Genomic DNA, 18,170 nt, shown 5'->3' on the forward strand with positions numbered 1-18,170 from the left:
CGACTTCCTACTTACTGCCGCGCTGGCGCTGTATCTGCATGTTGGCGAGGAACGGCACCAGCGGATGCGTGCCCATTGCCACAATGGCCGGCGCATCCAGAGCAACCAGAGCTTTGCGCTGCGTATCGCTCAACTGGTAGCGGCCGGCATAGGCCGCCGGATCAGCGATATAGGCAGTACGGGCATCGCGGTCATGCGCCAGGGCGTGGAGCGCCGAGGTGATCTGCACCAGTTCCGGCTTGATCGTCGGGTAATGCGGTTCGGCACCCACCAGATCACTGTTGAACCAGCCCAGCGAGGCATAGTTATGGTGCCAACTCGGATCCATCTGCACGATATCGGGCTTGCGCTCGCCCAGCGCCCCGGCAGCGCAGGCCCAGCAGCGCAGTTCGATATTACCCTTGTCGTCCAGCTCGGTTTCATCATAGCCGATCAGCGACTTGAGATTGCCGGCTGCCAGACGCTCCAGCACCTTGTTATCCCAATCCAGTTCGGGATGTGAATAGCGGTCAGTGCCCGGAAAATGTGACATGCCGCCGGAAGCCAGCACCACTGTACGCAAGCCAAGATTGGTGACCGCGCGGGCCACCGCCTGGCCGAAAGCATAGCAACGCTCCACGGTCGGCTGCGGCGGCAGATAGGCGTTCACATAGATTGGCAGCACCGCGCCCTTGTGGCCCAAATGGGTCAGCGGGATGCCCATGGCGTAGTCGAATTTTGCCGTGCTGGTGAAAGCCGGATCGAAACCCTGGCGATAGAGCTGGCGCACCAGTTCAAAGCTTACCGCGCTGGGGATTTCCCAATGAAACTTGCGGCCAGCGAATTCGCCATCTGCCTCACCACCGACATGGATGGTGAAGGGCGGTGCAATGCCATGGAAGAACTGCTCTGCATGGTCATTGGAAAAGATGATCCAGAGATCAGGATCAAGGGCGCGCAGCTTATCGCCGATTTCGGCGCCAACCTTCTGTACACTGGCGACGGTGGCCTTGTCCTCAGTTTCCGGCAGGGTGAAGAATTGCGGCGCATGGGGCAGCATCGCGCCGCCAACAATGGTCGTGGTCATGCAGTTTCTCCGATCTTGGTGAGGCCAGCCGCCTTGGCCATATCGGCCGCGGCCATGATCGAACGGATGATGCCCTGATAGCCGGTGCAACGGCACAGATTGCCGCCCATAGCCTCGCGCACGCTCCGCTCGTCCAGCGTCACCCCACGCCGAAGCAAATCCCAGGCACTGATCAGCATGCCCGGGGTACAGAAACCGCATTGCAGGCCATGCTGTTCATGGAAGGCCTGCTTGAGAATTTCCATCAATGGATCGCCCTGCATGCCCTCCAGCGTGCGGATATCGGCGCCATCGACACTGACCGCCAGCGCGATACAGGAACGCGATGGCTGGCCATCAATCAGGATGGTGCAGGCGCCACAAACGCCATGCTCGCAACCGAGATGGGTGGCGGTCAGCCGGAGTTGATCGCGCAGCAGATCGGCAAGATGGGTGCGTGGCTCGGCCTGCGTCTCGACCGCACGGCCATTAACGGTAAGGGATATGGGAAGTTTGGGGCTGGTCGTCACTTGGCCGCATCCTGTGTTGCGCGCAGCAGCGTGGTGGCATGCATATGCCGTTTGGCGGCGCTGAATTCGCGCTCTACGGCATCGAGTTCCTGGAAGATCAGCGGGCGCAATGCCTCGCCGCTGGCGCCGGCAAGCCAGGCAGCGGCAGCTTCACGGAGCACGATTGGCGCACCATCGGCGGCACCAAGCACGAGGCGGGCCTTGCCGCCCGCCTTGTCAAACAAGGTCAGGGCCATCGATTCGGCATATTCACCGATCTTAGTGGTGACCTTGCTGTAACCCCAACGCTCGGAGGCCGGGCGACGCGGGATTTCCACCGCCGTGATCAATTCACCCTCACCCAGCGCCGTGAAATACGGGCCGAGCACAAATTCCTCGGCTGCTACAACGCGCGCACCATCTGCGCCCTGCAGATGCAGTTTGCCTTCCAGGGTGACCACGGTGAGCAGCCAGTCGGCAGCCGGATCGGCCAGCGCCAAAGCGCCGCCAATGGTGCCGCGGTTGCGCACCGCGCGATAAGCGAAGCGCGCGGCAACATGGCGCATCAAGCCATTCGAGACATCCGGCACCAGGCCATCCTCGAAGGCGGCATGACGGATGCCGGCGCCATAAATCACCGCTTCCGGTGTGTCGCGCACGTCGCGCAGCGCAGTAATACGGCCGAGATCGACCAACAAATCGACCGGAGCCAAACGCAGATTGAGCATCGGCACCAGCGACTGACCACCAGCCAATGGACGCGCACCGGCATCACGCAGCAGTGTGATTGCTTCATCCAGCGCAGTGGGGCGGGCATAGGTGAAGGAAGCGGGTTTCATGGCTTAGTGGCTCCGCGCATCGAGCAGGACCGCGAGCAGACGCTCGGGCGTGACCGGGGTTTCGCTGATTTCCACGTTCAGGCCACGCAGCGCATCATTGATCGCGTTGACCACCACGGCAGGCGGCGCGATGGCTCCACCCTCGCCCATGCCCTTGATACCGAAACGGGTATGCGGCGACGGGGTTTCCATATGCAGTACCCGCACATCCGGCACCTCTGCGGCGCCGGGAATCAGATAATCGAGGAAAGTGGAAGCCAGTGGCTGGCCGTTCTCGTCGTAAGGAATTTCCTCATAGAGCGCGGTGCCAAGCCCCTGGGCCACGCCACCGACCACCTGAGCCTCGACCAGCAGCGGATTCACCATGGTGCCGCAATCATGGCACACCACATAATCCAGTACTTCGACCAGGCCGGTGCCGGGATCGACTGCAACCACGCAGGCATGGGTGGCATAGGAGAAAGCGCCGGTGGAGCGGCCCGGCTCATAGACGACACTCACTTCCAGGCTCGGCTCCATGCCCTGCGGCAGGCGCTCGGGGTGCAGATAGGCGGCGTTGCAGATTTCGGCAAAGCTGATCGACTGCTCGCCGAACCAGGCCGCATTGTCGGAAAGCTTGACCTGGTCTTCCGGCGCCTGCAGCAGGTGCGCGCCGATGCGCTTCATCTTGACCGCCAGTTCGGCACAGGCACGCGACACGGCACCACCCGCCATGGTCATGCTGCGCGAGGCGAAAGTGCCCATGCCATAGGGCGAGGTGGAACTGTCGCCATGGCGAACCACCACATCCTCGACACGGATGCCAAGCTCTTCGCTTGCCACCTGCGCCAGAGTGGTTTCCAGGCCCTGGCCGTGATTCTGGATACCGACAAACAGAATCAGCTTGCCATCGGGTGTGAAACGGCCCAATGCCGGCTCGAAGCCGAACACCACCGGCAAGCCACGCGCCACCCATTCCGCCGTGCCATGGGCCGATTGCTCGGTATAGCTGGCAACACCATAGCCGATCAGGCGGCCATCGGGCTCGCCCTTGGCCTGGCGTGCGCGGATCGCAACGGGATCAATGGCGGCGACGGCGCGGCGCGCACATTCGGGATAATCACCGCTGTCATAGAGTTTATGTGTCGCCGAGCGATAGGGCATCTGCTCGGGCTTCACCATGTTTTCAATACGCACATCTTCCGGCGGACGATCCACGGCGCGTGCCACGGCATCAATCAGAGTCTCGATGGCAAAGCAGGCCCCGGTGCGGCCTACGCCGCGATACGGGCCGAGCGGCGATTTGTTGGTGCCGACCGTGATGGCGCGGCCATGATAGATCGGGATGTCATAAGGCCCGGTCATGATGCCGGCGGCCATGCCGGCCTCCATGGAGGCAGTCCACGGCCACACCGAATAGGCGCCGGCATCAACGGTCACCTGGCCTTCAACGCCGAGCAGCCTGCCCTTGGCATCGGCATAGGCAGTGAGTTCGTAGCGATGTTCGCGGGCATGTGGCGAGGCAATGAAATGCTCGCGGCGATCTTCCAGCCAGCGCAACGGCTTGCCCAGCTTCATCGCCAGGGCTGCCACTGCCAGTTCCTCGGGCTGGAAATTGTTTTTCGGGCCGAAGCCACCACCGACATCCGGCGCAACCACGCGCAAGGTCGACTCGGCGATGCCGAGCGCCTGCGCCAGGATGGTGCGGATGACATGGGGGAACTGCGTCGAGGAATAAACCACCAGTTCGCCCAGGCGGCGGTCGTAATGCGCCAGCACGCCACGGGTTTCCAGCGACACGCCGACATGGCGACCCATGCGGAGCGACTTCTTCACCGTGACCGCAGCAGCAGCCTTGGCCTCGGCGATATCACCGGTCTTGATCTCGGTGGTGACATACAGATTGTCGGTCCAGCCGTCATGCAGCACCGGCGCACCCGGCTGCAATGCCACATCGATATCCCACAAGGCCGGCAATTCCTCGATATCGAGTTCGCAGGCCTGGGCGATATCCTCGGCCTCGGCGCGCGTGGGGGCGATGCACATGGCAATCGGCTCGCCCACGAAACGGATGCGGTCGCGGGCCAGCGGCGGATATTCGGAATACTTGAAGCCCGGCGCCTTGCCTACGGCAACAATCGGCTTGGCAAAGCCGATGGCATCGATCAGGAACACCTGATCGCGATACTGATCGGGGATTTTGACGCCCTTGAGCCTGGCATGGGCCACGGGACTGCGCAGGAAGGCCAGATCCCAGGTGCCGGGGATATTGAGGTCGGCGAGATACTCGCCCTTGCCCTCAAGAAAGCGCCGGTCTTCGACCCGGCGGACCATGCTGCCGACGCCCTGAGGGCGGCTCTTCTTGGCAGCGGCAGCGTCGATCGTCCCATTCGCCATCTGACTCGTCATCCCCGAGACATAAATTTTGCAATAATTTCAACAATTAGACCTGTACTAGCGGCCCAATCATCGTATAATGCATATCGTATACGATCTGTTTGACGAGAGTCAAACCTCAAATGCACAAGAATTTGCCTGAAATAAAGTTGCTCCTTATTCAGGCACACGCATGGGCTTGCCAAACCCGCTTTCCCTCCCCAATAAGGAGTATGCGGGAAGGCCGGCAGGTAGAATCGGTAATGAACGAGGATTGGACGTGACGACCAAAATCGCTGCCCTTCCGCGCAGCGCCGCCGAACCCAGCGACCTTCCCAAGCGGCGTACCATGATCAGCCGCGAACCGATGCATGAACAGGTGCTGCCGCATATCCGGCGCGACATCGTGGAAGGCCGTTGGGGTCCTGGCGAGCGGCTACCGGAGCCCCTGCTCTGCGCGGAATTCGGCATCTCGCGCACGCCCATGCGCGATGCGCTGAAAATCCTGGAAGCCGAAGGCCTGGTGGAGCTGGTGCCGCATGTCGGCGCCGTGGTCACCGATCCGACACAGCCCGACGTGGCCGAAAAAATGGAAGTGCTCTCCGCCCTGGAACAGGCGGCGGCGGCGAAAGTGGCCGCGACACGCCCGCCTGCCGTGCTGGAGCAGATCAGCATCCTGCATACGCGCATGAATGCTGCCGCGCACCAGCATGACCCCTCTACCTATTATCGCCTCAACGATGAATTCCACCGTGCCATCGTGCTCGGTGCCGACAACAAAACCCTGGCCGACATGCACGAGCACATCATGTGGCATGTGCATCGCGCCCGGCATCGCGCCAACGAATACGAAAAATTGAGCGAGGGCGCAGCGGAACACCATGACCGCATCGTGCGCTGCCTGATATCAGGCGATCCCAATGCGGCAGCGGCGGCGATGAAAGAGCATCTGCATGATGTCTCCGACAGCATCGTCGGCCATCTTGACCACGAATCTGAATAATATCAGCCGATACTCATCAGGCTGGCATTGCCGCCAGCCGCCGCCGTGTTGGTGCTGATCGAACGTTCGGCCACCAGGAATTCCAGCGGGTAGCCTGCGGATGATCCAGCCGGCAAACCGAAAACCGGCACCACGCGCGGCAAGGCCTCGGCCAATTGCTGCACTAACCGGCTGAGCGCGTCGCCGTCGCCTTCAAACAGCACGGCTGCAATATCCTGCTCGGCATCATCCTGCCGCAGCCACGTCTGCAAGCTGGCTGGCATATCGGCCAGTATCTCTGGAAAACCTAGTTTCTGCGGCAGGATGGCCCGGTTGCCCGTGGCAAGCACGGCGGCAATCTGCGTCAGCAGGCCGGCGCGCGATTGTGGCACGCAACGGATATTGCCGCGCGGCTCCAGGATATAGATGTTGCGTTCTCCCACCGGCCCCGGCAGATCGCGCAAATATCCCAGCGGACTAAGCTGGATATAGTCCTGGAAAATTCGCGCCTCTGCTGCATGTCCCTGCGCCATCAGCCAATGATGAAATTCCGTTGCCGGCTGCGCAGCAACGCCCGCCAAGGCGGTAGCCTGTGGCATTGCGGCCAACAGGCGCCGCAGATAGAGCGGTCCACCGGCCTTCGGCCCGGTGCCGGAAAGCCCATGGCCACCGAAAGGCTGCACGCCAACCACCGCACCGATGATGTTGCGGTTGACATAGATATTGCCGGCTTCGATGGCTTGAGTGATATGAGCAATGGTTTCATCGATGCGGCTATGTACGCCAAAGGTCAGGCCATAGCCGGATGCATTGATATCGGCGATCAAGGCGTCTAGGTCATCACGATGGAAACGCACCACATGCAGCACGGGGCCGAATATTTCGCGGGTCAGGTCCGTGATCCGTGGCAATTCAATGATGGTTGGCGGCACGAAACTGCCGAATTTTGCCTGCTGTGGCAGGTCAAGCTGCGTCACGCGACAGCCCTTGCCGCGCATCGCCTCAATATGCTCCTGGATTGATTGCCGCGCGCCCGCTGTGATAACCGGACCAACATCCACTGAAAGCTTATCTGGAGAACCAATGGCAAGTTCCGCCATGGCACCCTTCAGCATAGCCATGACGTGATCGGCGATATCTTCCTGCAGGCAGAGTATGCGCAAGGCAGAGCAGCGTTGGCCAGCGGAATCGAAAGCCGAGGCCAGCACATCGGCCACCACCTGCTCTGGCAGGGCCGAAGAATCGACAATCATCGCGTTGAGGCCGCCAGTCTCGGCGATCAGCGGGATCGGCTTTCCCTCGGGCGTCAGACGCGGCGCCAGTTGTTTCTGGATCAGTCGAGCCACCTCGGTCGAACCGGTGAACATCACGCCACGGATGCGGGTATCTCCTACCAGTGCCGCTCCAATGCGGCCATCCCCCGGCAGCAACTGGATGCTGCCAGCAGGTAAACCGGCCTCACGCAGGATCCGCACCGCCTGGGCCGCGATCAATGGCGTTTCTTCCGCCGGCTTGGCAAGAACAACATTGCCTGCGGCAAGCGCGGCCGCGACCTGGCCTGTGAAAATAGCCAGCGGGAAATTCCATGGACTGATGCACACCACGGGACCGAGCGGGCGATGCGTGTCGTTGGAGAATTCCGAGGCCACGACATCTGCGTAGTAACGCAGGAAATCCACCGCCTCGCGCACTTCACCGATGGCATTGGGCAATGACTTGCCAGCTTCGCGCACGATCAGCCCCAGCAGCAGCGGCATCCGCTCTTCCAGCAGATCGGCGGCGGCACGCAAGCATTGCGCCCGCTCCACCGGCGGCGTTGCCTGCCAGATCGGTGCCGCCGCCACTGCATCAGCCACGGCCCGGCTCACCAAAGTGTCATCGGCCGGGATCACGCAACCAACCACATCACCATGATTGGCCGGGTTGCGCACCAGCAGCGTTTCGCCATCCACCACTGGACCATCGGCCAGCAGCGGCTCGGCACGCCAGCCCTGGTCTGCGCCAACCAGCAAGGCAGCAGAAAGCGACGCCAGGCGCTGTTCGTTGCTCAGATCGATACCAGACGAATTGCGCCGGACACCAAGCATGTCACGCGGCAGAGCAATCTTCGGGTGTGGCGCGCCAAGCGGCTGTATAGCGCGCGCCGCTTCCACCGGATCGGCGATCAGTTTCTCGACCGGAATTGCGCCATCGGCAATCTGATTGACGAAGGAGGTATTCGCGCCATTCTCCAGCAGGCGCCGGACCAAATAGGCCAACAGCGTTTCATGCGTGCCGACCGGTGCATAAATGCGGCAAGGCCGGTTCAGTTTGTCGCGACCGACAACCTCCTGATACAGCGGCTCGCCCATGCCATGCAGGCACTGGAATTCATATTGGCCGATATAGTAATTCTCGCCCGCCAAGGCATGAATGGTGGCAAGCGTCTGCGCATTATGCGTCGCGAATTGCGGATACACCGCATCCGGCACCGCCAACAGTTTGCGCGCACAAGCCAGGTACGAGACATCGGTATGCACCTTGCGCGTGAATACCGGAAAACCCTCCAGGCCATCCACCTGGGCACGCTTGATCTCGCTGTCCCAGTATGCGCCCTTGACCAGACGCACCATCACGCGATGGCCGCTGCGGCGGGCCAGATCGATGATCCAGTCGATCACAAAGGGAGCGCGCTTCTGATAGGCCTGCACCACAAAGCCGATGCCATTCCAGCCGGCCAGTTCGGGATCGAAGCAAAGGCTTTCCAGCAGATCGAGCGACACTTCCAGGCGATCCGCCTCTTCTGCGTCGATATTGAGGCCGATGTCATAGCGCCGCGCCAGCAGGGTGAGTGCCTTCAGGCGCGGCAGTAATTCCGCTTTTACCCGATCAAGATTGGCACGATTATAACGCGGATGCAGCGCCGACAGCTTCACCGAAATGCCGGGGCCTTCATAGATGCCGCGCTTTGCCGCTGCCTTGCCGATGGCATGAATTGCCTGCTCGTAATCGGCATAATAACGCTGCGCATCCGCCGCCGTGACCGCAGCTTCGCCCAGCATGTCATAGGAATAGCGGAAGCCGAGGGTTTCCCATTTGCGGCTGTTGGCCAAAGCATCCGCTATGCTCTGGCCACAGACAAACTGCTCACCCATCATGCGCATGGCGATATCAACGCCCTTGCGGATCAGCGGCTCGCCCCCCTTGGCGATCAGCTTGGCAAGTGCGCTGGAAAGCGACTTGCCGCTATTGGTGCCAGCAAGACGGCCCGTGATAAGCAGGCCCCAGGTGGCGGCATTGACAAACAGCGAGCGGCTGTTGCCGAGATGCGCTTCCCAATCGCCATGGCCGATCTTGTCGCGGATCAATGCGTCACGGGTGGCGCGGTCGGGGATGCGCAGCAAGGCTTCGGCCAGGCACATCAGTGCCACGCCTTCCTGGCTTGAAAGCGAGTATTCGTGGATCAGCCCTTCGACGCCGCCGGACTGGTCCTTGGCACGCAGTTGCTGCACCAGCCTGCCGGCCAAATCACGCGCCGCCGCCGTCACTGCCTTCGGCAGGCTGGCCTCGGCGATAAGCTGTGGCAGACATTCCGGCTCCGGGCGCCGATAGGCGGCCGTGATCTTGGCCCGCAACACGCTTTGCGGCTGCACCGACTGGGCGAATTCCAGGAATGGCGGCGGCGGAGCCTCTGCCGCCGCGCCCGCCTCGGATACATCCACCAAGGCACGGCCGTCGCCGAACAGGTCCTGCAACGTATCGCCGCGTTCGGCCCGCTCCAGCACCGAGAAGATCGCCTGCTTGATCAGCCAATGGGGTGAACGGCCGAGACCATCCGCCACCTGCTTCAGGCGCTGCTTCAGCTCGTCATCGATCTTGACGCCAATAGTGGTAACCGGCATGGCACGCCTCGCAGAAAGTCAGCCGACGACTCACCTGAGGCCGGGTTGCGCCAATATCCAAAAAAGGCGCAACCCCGTCAACAACATCCAGCGCAACCATCACTTACATAGATTAAGTATCTGAAACTAAATTGGAATAATCTGCAGCAGAACGTCCCGCCTTAGCCCCGAGAACTGTCGCAGCGAGCAAACCATTACCGGAGAGATAGCCATCGCGCCCCTGGCCCGAGAGGCCGCAGGCGGCTCCGCCACCGGCGAACAAGTTTGGCAAGGCCGTACCATCGGACCGCAGCACCCGCGCTTCACTGTCGATGGCCAGCCCGCCCTGGGTATGAAACAGCGCCCCGGTGACTTTAACCGCATGAAACGGCCCGGCGAGAGGCGGCTTACCGGTGAAATCACGGCCGAAGCGGTCCTGGCCTTCGCCGGCAACAAGACGCCGCGTTTCCGCCAGGGTGGCTGCCAGCGCCTCACCAGGCAGGCCGCATGATGCCGCAAGGGCGGCAATGTCAGGGGCTGATTTCACTGCACCAGCCTCCACGGCTTCGCGGTAATCCCCGAAATCGAGACCAAGCCGGTGCAGGCGTTCGTCATAGATATTCCAGGCCACGCTACCCGGCTGCTGGATCACGCGCATCGCCTGCTCGGAATAGCCGTCATGTTCGCAGGAGAAGCGTTCGCCCCTCGCGTTGACCTGAAAGCCCCCCTCCACCATCAAGGCCCAGGTGATCAGGATGGCGTGCGGCGCAGCCAGCGAGCCATGCCCCTGATAGGCGCCAAGATGGTGCGTGGCGGCACCAAGCAATTCACCCCACAACAGGGCATCACCGCGATTGCCGGCATGGCCGTAATACAGCGCGCCGGCCATTTCAGGGATATGGCGCGCCACCAGTTCCGCATTGCCGCCAAAGCCGGAACAGGCGAGAACCAGGGCAGCGCAACCGATGCGCTCCTCATTGCCATCGGGGCGCTGCAAAGCAACCCCTCGCACACGCCCATCGGGATCAGCAAATAGAGTGGTGACCGTGGCATTGCAGACAATATCAATGCCGGCCGCATTGGTTGCCGCCAGCAATCCAGCGATCAGATCGGCTCCACTGCGCGAAACCGGCGCATGCATGCGGGCCACGCTATGGCCCGGATAGAGAAAGCCCTCAACTAGGGTCAATGGCACGTGGTGGTGCTGCACCAGCCAATCCAGCGTGGCACCTGAAGCAGCGCAGATCGCTGCCACCATGGCGGGATCATTCTCGCCATGCGCCTTGGCCTGGATATCGGCGGCCATCAATTCCGCTGAATCAACTACGCCACTTTGGTGCTGCAAATCAGTGCCGGCGGCCGGGATCATGCCGGACGACATGGCGGTGGAACCGCTGGGCGATGGATCGCGTTCCAGTACCAGCACTTCAACACCAGCATCATGGGCAGCCAATGCCGCCGTGAGGCCGCAGGCGCCACCGCCGATTATCAAAACCGGCACTTGCAGCGGAAACTCAACCCCGGCAGCCGGCAGCACGCGATTCATGGCATCGGCCTCATGCCGCGCTGATCCGCGCCGCTGCCTCGGCGCAGGTGAGCTTGGGCACAATGGTACCAAGCGAAGCAATGCTGGCCTCATGCGCCTCGCGGCTGAAAGCGGCGCAGCCATCGGTGAGCAGGCTGGCATGGAAATCACGCACATGGGCATCGCGCAATGTGCTGGCTACGCCGCCATTGGTAACGATGCCACCGATCAGCAGGTTCTCAATGCCGAGCTTGCGCAGCACGAATTCCAGCCGCGTCATGTAGAAGGCGGAATAAGCCACCTTCTCGATCACGAAATCCGCCGGCGCCAGATCATCCACCAGGCCATGGCCCCAGGCGCCGGGCTGGAAATCGCCTTTGGCCAGGAAGGGGCGAAGCTGCTTGAGATGCGGGCTGATCAGCGGTTCGCCGCCACGCCCTGGCACCAGGGTAAACTGTGTCGAGATGATGCAGCCGCCTTTGGCGCGCATCGCCTCCGTCACCAGCCGCATATTCGGTACCAGTGCCGCGGCATCCGGCAGCACGGCACCGCCACGCGCATAAGCCCCCTTGGGGTGCAGGAAATCATTCTGCAGATCGACGATAAGCAAGGCTGTGCGGCGCAGATCGAAATCGGCCATGGCCTCAACCCTTCCGCTTCACGATCAGGTTGCCATAGGCATCCACCTCACCGACCAGATCAGCCTCGATCAGGATGGTGGTATCGGATTGCTCCAGAATGGCCGGGCCAGGAACCACAGCACCGAGCGGCAGCTCCAGGCGACGGTAGATGCCCGCTTCATGCCAGGCGCCATCGAGCCAGACCTGACGCGTGGTACGCTTCGCCGCTGCAAGCGAGCCTTCCGCAGGCGGTGCCAGCAAGGCGAGGTCGAATTTCTTGCGCCTGCCGATGGCGGCAACGCGCAGATTGAGCACGCGGATGCCGATCTTCTCCAGCACACGGCCGAACGCGGCAGCATAGGCGGCCTCGAAAGCGGCCTTGATACCTGCATGGGAGAGTTTCGCCGCCTGACTGAAATCACCCGGCAGCGGCACAGCCACCGTGTGGGTCTGCCCGAGATAGGACATATCCAGTTCGACCTGGATACTACGCCCTTCGAAGGCAATACCGGCCTGATCCAGCAGCCGCATACCCTCGCCTGCCGCTTCCGCAATAGCGGTATCAAGCAATGCAGGATCGAGTTCATCCAGCGTGCGGTTCACGGTGCGGACGAAATCATGGCGCATATCGGCAATGACGCAGCCCAGCGCGGAGGTGACGCCCGGGAAACGCGGCACCAGGGCCGAGGCAAGACCGACCTCCTTGATCAGCGCACCGACATGCAAAGCACCGCCGCCGCCAAACGGCATGGCGGCGAAATCGCGCGGATTATGGCCACGCTCGATCGAAACCAGCCGGATGGCGCCGGCCATGCGGGAATTCGCCACGCGGATGATCGCCTCGGCAGCAGCCATTACCTCCAGTCCAAGCGGTTCCGCGATATGCTTGCGGATTGCCTCTCGGGCGGCCTCAACATCCAGGCGTTTCAGCTTGCCGCCAATCGGACGTTCCGCATCGATGCGGCCCATCACCACATTGGCATCCGTCACCGTCGGGCGGTCATTGCCCAGGCCATAGGCCACCGGACCGGGATCGGAGCCGGCGCTTTCCGGGCCGATCTGGAGGATGCCGCCTCGGTCGATCCAGGCAATGGAGCCGCCACCAGCGCCAATGGTGCTGATCTCGATCATTGGCGCACGCACCACCATGCCGAAATCAATGGCGGTCTGGGCGCTCATCGCCGGTTCACCACCAGCAATCAGCGAGACATCGAAGCTGGTGCCGCCCATGTCGCAGGTGACGACATTGGGGAAACCGGCAGCCACAGCGATATGCTGGCAGGCAATGACACCTGCTGCCGGACCGGAGAGCGCCGTGCGCACCGGCCTGCTGGCGGCGCTGTCCACGCTCATCACGCCGCCATTGGACTGCACGATCAGCAACTGACCACCGAAACCATCGTCCTGCAGGCGGCTTTCCAGCTTGCGCAGATAACTGCCCACAGGGGGCTGCAGGTAAGCGTTCAAGGCAGCGGTGGATGTCCGCTCGAACTCGCGGATCTCGGGCAGGATATCGCTGGATGCCGTGACATAGGCATTCGGCCACACCTCGCGCACGGCAGCCAGCGCGGCACGCTCATTCTCTGGATTGGCATAGGCATTGATGAACACCACGGCCACGGCTTCGGCACCACGGGCCAGCAACTCGCGGGCCATGGCCTGCACTTCCGCAGGATTGACAGCCTCGCGGATCGTGCCATCCGCCAGCACACGCTCGGCCACTTCCAGTCGCAGATCACGCGGCACTACCGGCATGAACTGGCCCCAGAGGCCCCAGGTATTCGGCCGGTCGCGGCGGCGCATTTCCAGCACATCGCGGAAGCCGCGCGTGGTGATGATGCCGGTACGCGCACCCTTGCGCTCCAGCAGCGCATTGGTGCCAACGGTGGTGCCATGTACAACGGTAGCGATCTGCTTCGGCTCGGCCTTGGCGCGCAGGCCTTCGATAAAACCGGTGGCTTGGTCGCCACGCGTTGATGGCACCTTGGCGATATCGATGCGCCCTCTCGCCTCATCGAGGAAGAAAACATCGGTGAATGTGCCACCGACATCAACGCCGACTGCAAAACGCGGGATGCTGCTCTGCTCGGTCATTCCGCTGCCTCCCTGGCCTTGCGGCCATAATCACGCTCCAGGCCGGACTCGGTGACATAGCCAAGCCGCAAATCTTCGGCGATCCGCTCCGGTCCGCGCTCGGCCGGCGGGCCATAGCCGCCACCTCCTGGCGTTTCCAGCCGAATCCGATCGCCCTTTTTCAGCTTCGCATCATGCAGCTTCGACACCATGGCCGGCTCGGCTGCCTTGCCGTCCTTCGGGTAGAGGAAACGATTCCGCTGCGCCGCGTGGCCGCCCAGCACACCGGCCGGCGCATATTTGCCGCGCTCACCGAACAGGAACAGGTCGGCCTGCTCCTCCAGCAATTCAATTTCGTAAACCGCCCCCAAGCCACCGCGATGCCTGCCGGCTCCGCCGCTATCGGCACGCAGGCTCCATTCGGTGAACAACACCGGATAGGCGGCTTCCAGGATCTCCAGTGGCGGAATCGTCGCCATCGAGATCGGCGCATTGCCATGGTTTAGGCCATCTCCTTTAGGATGGCCGCCATGGCCGCCGCCAAAGAAGCTGAACATCACCCAGCGGCGGCCATCCTTGCGATGACCGGCCAGAGACAGCGCATTGATGGTGCCATAGGCACAGCCATTCACCCGCTCTGGCGCAATCTGAGCGAAGGCCGCGAAGATCACATCGATCAGCCGCAGAATGGTCTCGGTATAGCCGCCCACCGGCTTGGGTGCCTTCACACTGATCAAGCTGGATTCCGGGATCACGAACTTCACTGGTTCGAGCACGCCGGAATTCGCCGGCACATCGGGGAAGATATGCTTGATGGCAACATAACAGGCGGCAATCGCCGTCGAACGAGCGATATTCACCGGCCCGGCACAAGCCACTGACGTACGGGAGAAATCGAGCGTCAGGCTCTCGCCCTCGATCACCACATCCAGACCGATGCGCAGGGGCTCGTCGCGGATGCCGTCATTATCGAGGAAATCTTCCGCCGCATAGCGGCCATCGGGCAATTCACGCAGCAGGCTCTTGAATTGCAAAGCCGCACGCCGCTTCAGTTCAGCCAGCACTTCCGCCACCGTGGCATCGCCATATTCATCCAGCAGGGCATGCAGGCGGCGGGCACCGAGATCAAGCGCGTTCACCTGGCCATTCATGTCGCCATAAAGACTATCCGGCAGGCGGGTATTGGCGCGCAGAATATCCACCACATCCTGACGCAGCACACCCGCGGCATAGAGCTTCACCGGCGGAATAACCATGCCTTCCTGGAAACATTCCGTCGCCACCGGATTGTAGTTGCCCGGCACATTGCCGCCGACATCATGCCAATGGCCGACCGAAGCAAGATGGCAAAACACCTTGCCCTGACGGAAGAAGGGGCGAACCAGCTTGAAGTCGGAAAGATGCGTGCCGCCATCATAGGGATCGTTAAAGATATAGACGTCACCTTCCTTAAGGTCGCCGTCGCGTGCCGCCTTGTCGATCACTGCCTTCACCGCGAAGGCCATGGCGCCGACGAAGATCGGCAGGCCCGACTTGCCTTGCACCAGGGTTTCGCCGGTATCAGCATGATAGAGGCCGTGGCTGGCATCATGCGCTTCGGCAATGATCGGATTGAAGGCGGAGCGGAACAGAGTCGCATCCATCTCGTCGGCAACCTGCTCCAGCCGGCCTTTCAACACGGCGAGGATGATGGGATCGATCATGACTGGCCCTCATGCTGTGCGGCATCGTAGCCGCGACCGCGCGCCAGCAATTCCGGCGTGCCAATCAATGCATTCAAGGCATTGAAATCCAGCATCCGGTCGCGGAACGGTGCCGTGGTGCCATGGCTCTTGAGCGAAGCGAAATAAGCCGTCATGCAATGTGCCAGCGCGCGGGTGAGGCCACCTGGGAAGATCGCCAGTCGATAGCCGATCCCGGCCAATTCCTCCGCCGAGAGCAGCGGCGTCTTGCCACCCTCCACCATATTGGCCAACAGCGGTACGCGATTGCCAAAACGGCTGGTTACCTGGCGCATCTGTTCGATGCTTTGCGGTGCTTCGACAAAAAGCACATCGCAGCCGGCCTCCATATAGCGTGCCGCGCGCTCCATGGCGGCATCGAAGCCTTCCACGGCGATGGCGTCGGTACGGGCGACAATCAAGGTATCGGCGGAGCGGCGGGCATCGAGAGCCGCCTTGATCTTGCCGACCATCTCGGCTGCCGGCACCAGGGATTTTCCTTCCAGATGGCCGCAACGCTTCGGCAATGCCTGATCCTCGATCTGAATACCGGCAGCACCGTTACGCTCGAACAGATGCACTGTGCGCTGAACATTCAGTGCGTTACCGAAGCCGGTATCGGCATCAACGATAATATCGGTATCGACCCGCTCCCGGATCGCGCCCAGGGTGTCGGCCACCTCGGTCATCGACACCAGGCCGATATCGGAGCGCCCGAAGCGGGTATAGGCGATACTGGCGCCGGAAAGGTAGAGCGCCTCGAACCCCGCCTGACTCGCCACCAGAGCGGACAGACCATCATAAACACCAGGAGCGACAACCATGCCGCCACCCTGCAATTTCGCGCGCAGCTGGCTCATGCTTGCGCCTCCTTCAGCTTATTAAGCGTCATTTTCTTTTCCAGATGCGGCAACAGGCCACCATCCTCGATCATCTGCAGCAGATGTCCCGGCAGTGGCTCGCAGGTATAGACCGCGCCGTTGGTAGTATCGCGCAAGGTGGCGGTCGCCGCTTCCACCGTCAGGGTGGCATCGGCGGCAATTTCTTTGGCGCGCGGGCAGACAAAAGCCAGCAGACCAAGATTGAGCGCATTGCGATAGAAAATCCCGGCGAAAGATGGAGCAATCACGGCGCTGACGCCCAGCTCGCGCAAGACCATCACGGCCTGCTCACGCGACGATCCCATGCCGAAATTGCGCCCACCGACCACGATATCGCCAAGCCGCACCTCTGCCGCAAAACGAGGCTCCACGGCTTCCAGGCAATGGCGCGCCAGTTCGCTGAGCGGGCTCTTCATATAGAGGCCCGGCGCCAGCACGTCGGTATCGATATTGTCGCCGAATTTCCACACGCGACCGCTCATGCCAGAAACTCCCGGGGATCGGCGATACGACCCAGCACGGCGGATGCCGCCACGGTATAAGGCGAACCGAGATACACCTTGGAAGAACCAGCACCCATACGGCCCTTGAAGTTGCGGGCTGTGGAAGCGATGCAGGTCTCATTCTCCGCCAGCACACCAGCGCCATAGCCGGCACAGGCTCCGCAGCCGGAAGAGAGCAGGATGGCGCCCGCCTCGGTCAGTGCCGCCAAGGTACCATCAGCGGCAGCTTCTGCCGTGGTGCGGGCGGAGGCCGGTGCAATCAGCAGCCGCGTGCCAGTCGCCACCTGACGGCCTTTCAACACACTGGCGGCCATGCGCAGATCGTTGATCTTGGCGCCGGTGCAGGCGCCGATATAGGCTTGGTCAATGGCAACGCCTTTATGCTCTGTCACTGCCGCCGAATTGGCCGGGCTATGTGGCGCGGCCACCATCGGCGCCAGACTGGCAGCATCGAAGTCATGCCGCTCGGCTACCCCGGCGGCCGCATCCGTTTGCCAATAAGCGGTATCGATCATATCCGGCGCCACGCCCACACTCAGCAGATAGTCGCTGGTCACGCCATCGGGCGCGATCAGGCCGGCCTGGGCGCCTAGTTCCGCCGCCATGTTGCTGAGCGTCATGCGCTCCTGCATCGCCAGCATGCCAATGGTATCGCCAGCATATTGGATCGCCTGATAACGGCCGCCATCCATGCCGAGCTTCGCGCACATGGCAAGGATCATGTCCTTCGCCACCACGCCTGGCGCCAGCTTGCCGCGCCAATGGAGCAGGATCGTTTCTGGCACCCGGAGCCAGATTTCGCCGGTGACCAGAACACCGCACATTTCGGTGGCGCCGACGCCAAACATATAGGCGCCGAACGCGCCTCCGGTGGGTGAATGGCTGTCACCCCCAACCACGAACATGCCCGGCCGCAGATGTCCGCGCTCCGGCAGCACCACATGGCAGATGCCCTGCATATCGTGGAATTTCGACACCCCGGCCGACTTCACCCATTTGCGGGTGAGGTCGAGGATGCCGGCACTTTCGGCATCCACCGCCGGCACATAATGATCGGAGATCACCACCACGCGATCAGGATCCCAGACCGCAGCGCCAAGCCGCTGCAGCATCGGCGCCACCCGGCGCGGGCCGCCGGAATCATGCATCATGGCCAGATCGACCTTGGCCGTAACCACCTCGCCTGGACGCACGATGTCCAGACCGGCGGCGCGGGCCACCAGTTTCTCGGCGAGGGTCATGGCTGCCTGGGTCATG

At 62.1% G+C, this 18,170-nt stretch carries 13 protein-coding genes; 1 reads left to right on the plus strand and 12 read right to left on the minus strand.

What is annotated here, in order from left to right; genetic code table 11:
* Positions 1–7 precede the first annotated feature (7 nt).
* From ACQY7X_RS02165 to ACQY7X_RS02180, 4 genes are read right to left on the minus strand one after another with little or no spacing between them, the layout of a single operon-like run.
* A complete protein-coding gene (locus ACQY7X_RS02165; protein WP_428248200.1) occupies positions 8–1,066 on the minus strand; it encodes a hypothetical protein in 1,059 nt (352 codons plus the stop codon).
* Positions 1,063–1,575: a (2Fe-2S)-binding protein gene (locus ACQY7X_RS02170; RefSeq protein ID WP_428248201.1), complete on the minus strand. Its 513-nt coding sequence runs from the start codon at positions 1,573–1,575 to the stop codon at positions 1,063–1,065. The genes ACQY7X_RS02165 and ACQY7X_RS02170 overlap by 4 nt, the downstream gene beginning before the upstream one ends.
* Positions 1,572–2,393: an FAD binding domain-containing protein gene (locus ACQY7X_RS02175; RefSeq protein WP_428248202.1), complete on the minus strand. Its 822-nt coding sequence runs from the start codon at positions 2,391–2,393 to the stop codon at positions 1,572–1,574. The genes ACQY7X_RS02170 and ACQY7X_RS02175 overlap by 4 nt, the downstream gene beginning before the upstream one ends.
* A 3-nt stretch (positions 2,394–2,396) precedes the next feature.
* Positions 2,397–4,769, minus strand: a complete 2,373-nt coding sequence (locus ACQY7X_RS02180) for a xanthine dehydrogenase family protein molybdopterin-binding subunit (RefSeq protein WP_428248203.1) — start codon at positions 4,767–4,769, stop codon at positions 2,397–2,399.
* Positions 4,770–5,028: 259 nt separating this feature from the next.
* Here ACQY7X_RS02180 and ACQY7X_RS02185 point away from each other — a divergent pair, with 259 nt between their 5' ends.
* Positions 5,029–5,751: a GntR family transcriptional regulator gene (locus ACQY7X_RS02185; protein ID WP_428248204.1), complete on the plus strand. Its 723-nt coding sequence runs from the start codon at positions 5,029–5,031 to the stop codon at positions 5,749–5,751.
* Between the two features lie 2 nt (positions 5,752–5,753).
* Here the strand turns inward: ACQY7X_RS02185 and putA are convergent, their stop codons facing one another.
* The 8 genes from putA to ACQY7X_RS02225 all read right to left on the minus strand — a co-directional run bounded on the left by putA (position 5,754) and on the right by ACQY7X_RS02225 (position 18,169).
* The gene (gene putA / locus ACQY7X_RS02190) at positions 5,754–9,611 is read right to left on the minus strand and encodes a trifunctional transcriptional regulator/proline dehydrogenase/L-glutamate gamma-semialdehyde dehydrogenase (protein WP_428248205.1); all 3,858 of its coding nucleotides are present in this window, start codon (positions 9,609–9,611) and stop codon (positions 5,754–5,756) included.
* Positions 9,612–9,723: 112 nt separating this feature from the next.
* Positions 9,724–11,136: an FAD-dependent oxidoreductase gene (locus ACQY7X_RS02195; RefSeq protein ID WP_428248206.1), complete on the minus strand. Its 1,413-nt coding sequence runs from the start codon at positions 11,134–11,136 to the stop codon at positions 9,724–9,726.
* Positions 11,137–11,146: 10 nt separating this feature from the next.
* Positions 11,147–11,755: a cysteine hydrolase family protein gene (locus tag ACQY7X_RS02200; RefSeq protein ID WP_428248207.1), complete on the minus strand. Its 609-nt coding sequence runs from the start codon at positions 11,753–11,755 to the stop codon at positions 11,147–11,149.
* Between the two features lie 4 nt (positions 11,756–11,759).
* Positions 11,760–13,829 carry a hydantoinase/oxoprolinase family protein gene (locus ACQY7X_RS02205; RefSeq protein WP_428248208.1) on the minus strand — a complete coding sequence of 690 codons (2,070 nt, stop codon included), beginning with the start codon at positions 13,827–13,829 and terminating at the stop codon, positions 11,760–11,762.
* Positions 13,826–15,511 (minus strand): hydantoinase B/oxoprolinase family protein, encoded by a 1,686-nt coding sequence (locus tag ACQY7X_RS02210; protein ID WP_428248209.1) that lies wholly within the window; start codon positions 15,509–15,511, stop codon positions 13,826–13,828. The genes ACQY7X_RS02205 and ACQY7X_RS02210 overlap by 4 nt, the downstream gene beginning before the upstream one ends.
* A complete protein-coding gene (locus ACQY7X_RS02215) occupies positions 15,508–16,389 on the minus strand; it encodes an isocitrate lyase/PEP mutase family protein (RefSeq protein ID WP_428248210.1) in 882 nt (293 codons plus the stop codon). Before ACQY7X_RS02215 ends, ACQY7X_RS02210 begins: the two co-directional genes overlap by 4 nt.
* On the minus strand, positions 16,386–16,892 hold the full coding sequence (locus tag ACQY7X_RS02220; RefSeq protein ID WP_428248211.1) for a 3-isopropylmalate dehydratase: 507 nt from the start codon (positions 16,890–16,892) through the stop codon (positions 16,386–16,388). The genes ACQY7X_RS02215 and ACQY7X_RS02220 overlap by 4 nt, the downstream gene beginning before the upstream one ends.
* Complete coding sequence (locus tag ACQY7X_RS02225; RefSeq protein WP_428248212.1) at positions 16,889–18,169, minus strand: 3-isopropylmalate dehydratase large subunit; 1,281 nt, start codon at positions 18,167–18,169, stop codon at positions 16,889–16,891. Before ACQY7X_RS02225 ends, ACQY7X_RS02220 begins: the two co-directional genes overlap by 4 nt.
* Position 18,170: the final 1 nt, after the last annotated feature.

This window comes from Ferrovibrio sp., assembly GCF_965278975.1.
GTDB lineage: Bacteria > Pseudomonadota > Alphaproteobacteria > Ferrovibrionales > Ferrovibrionaceae > Ferrovibrio.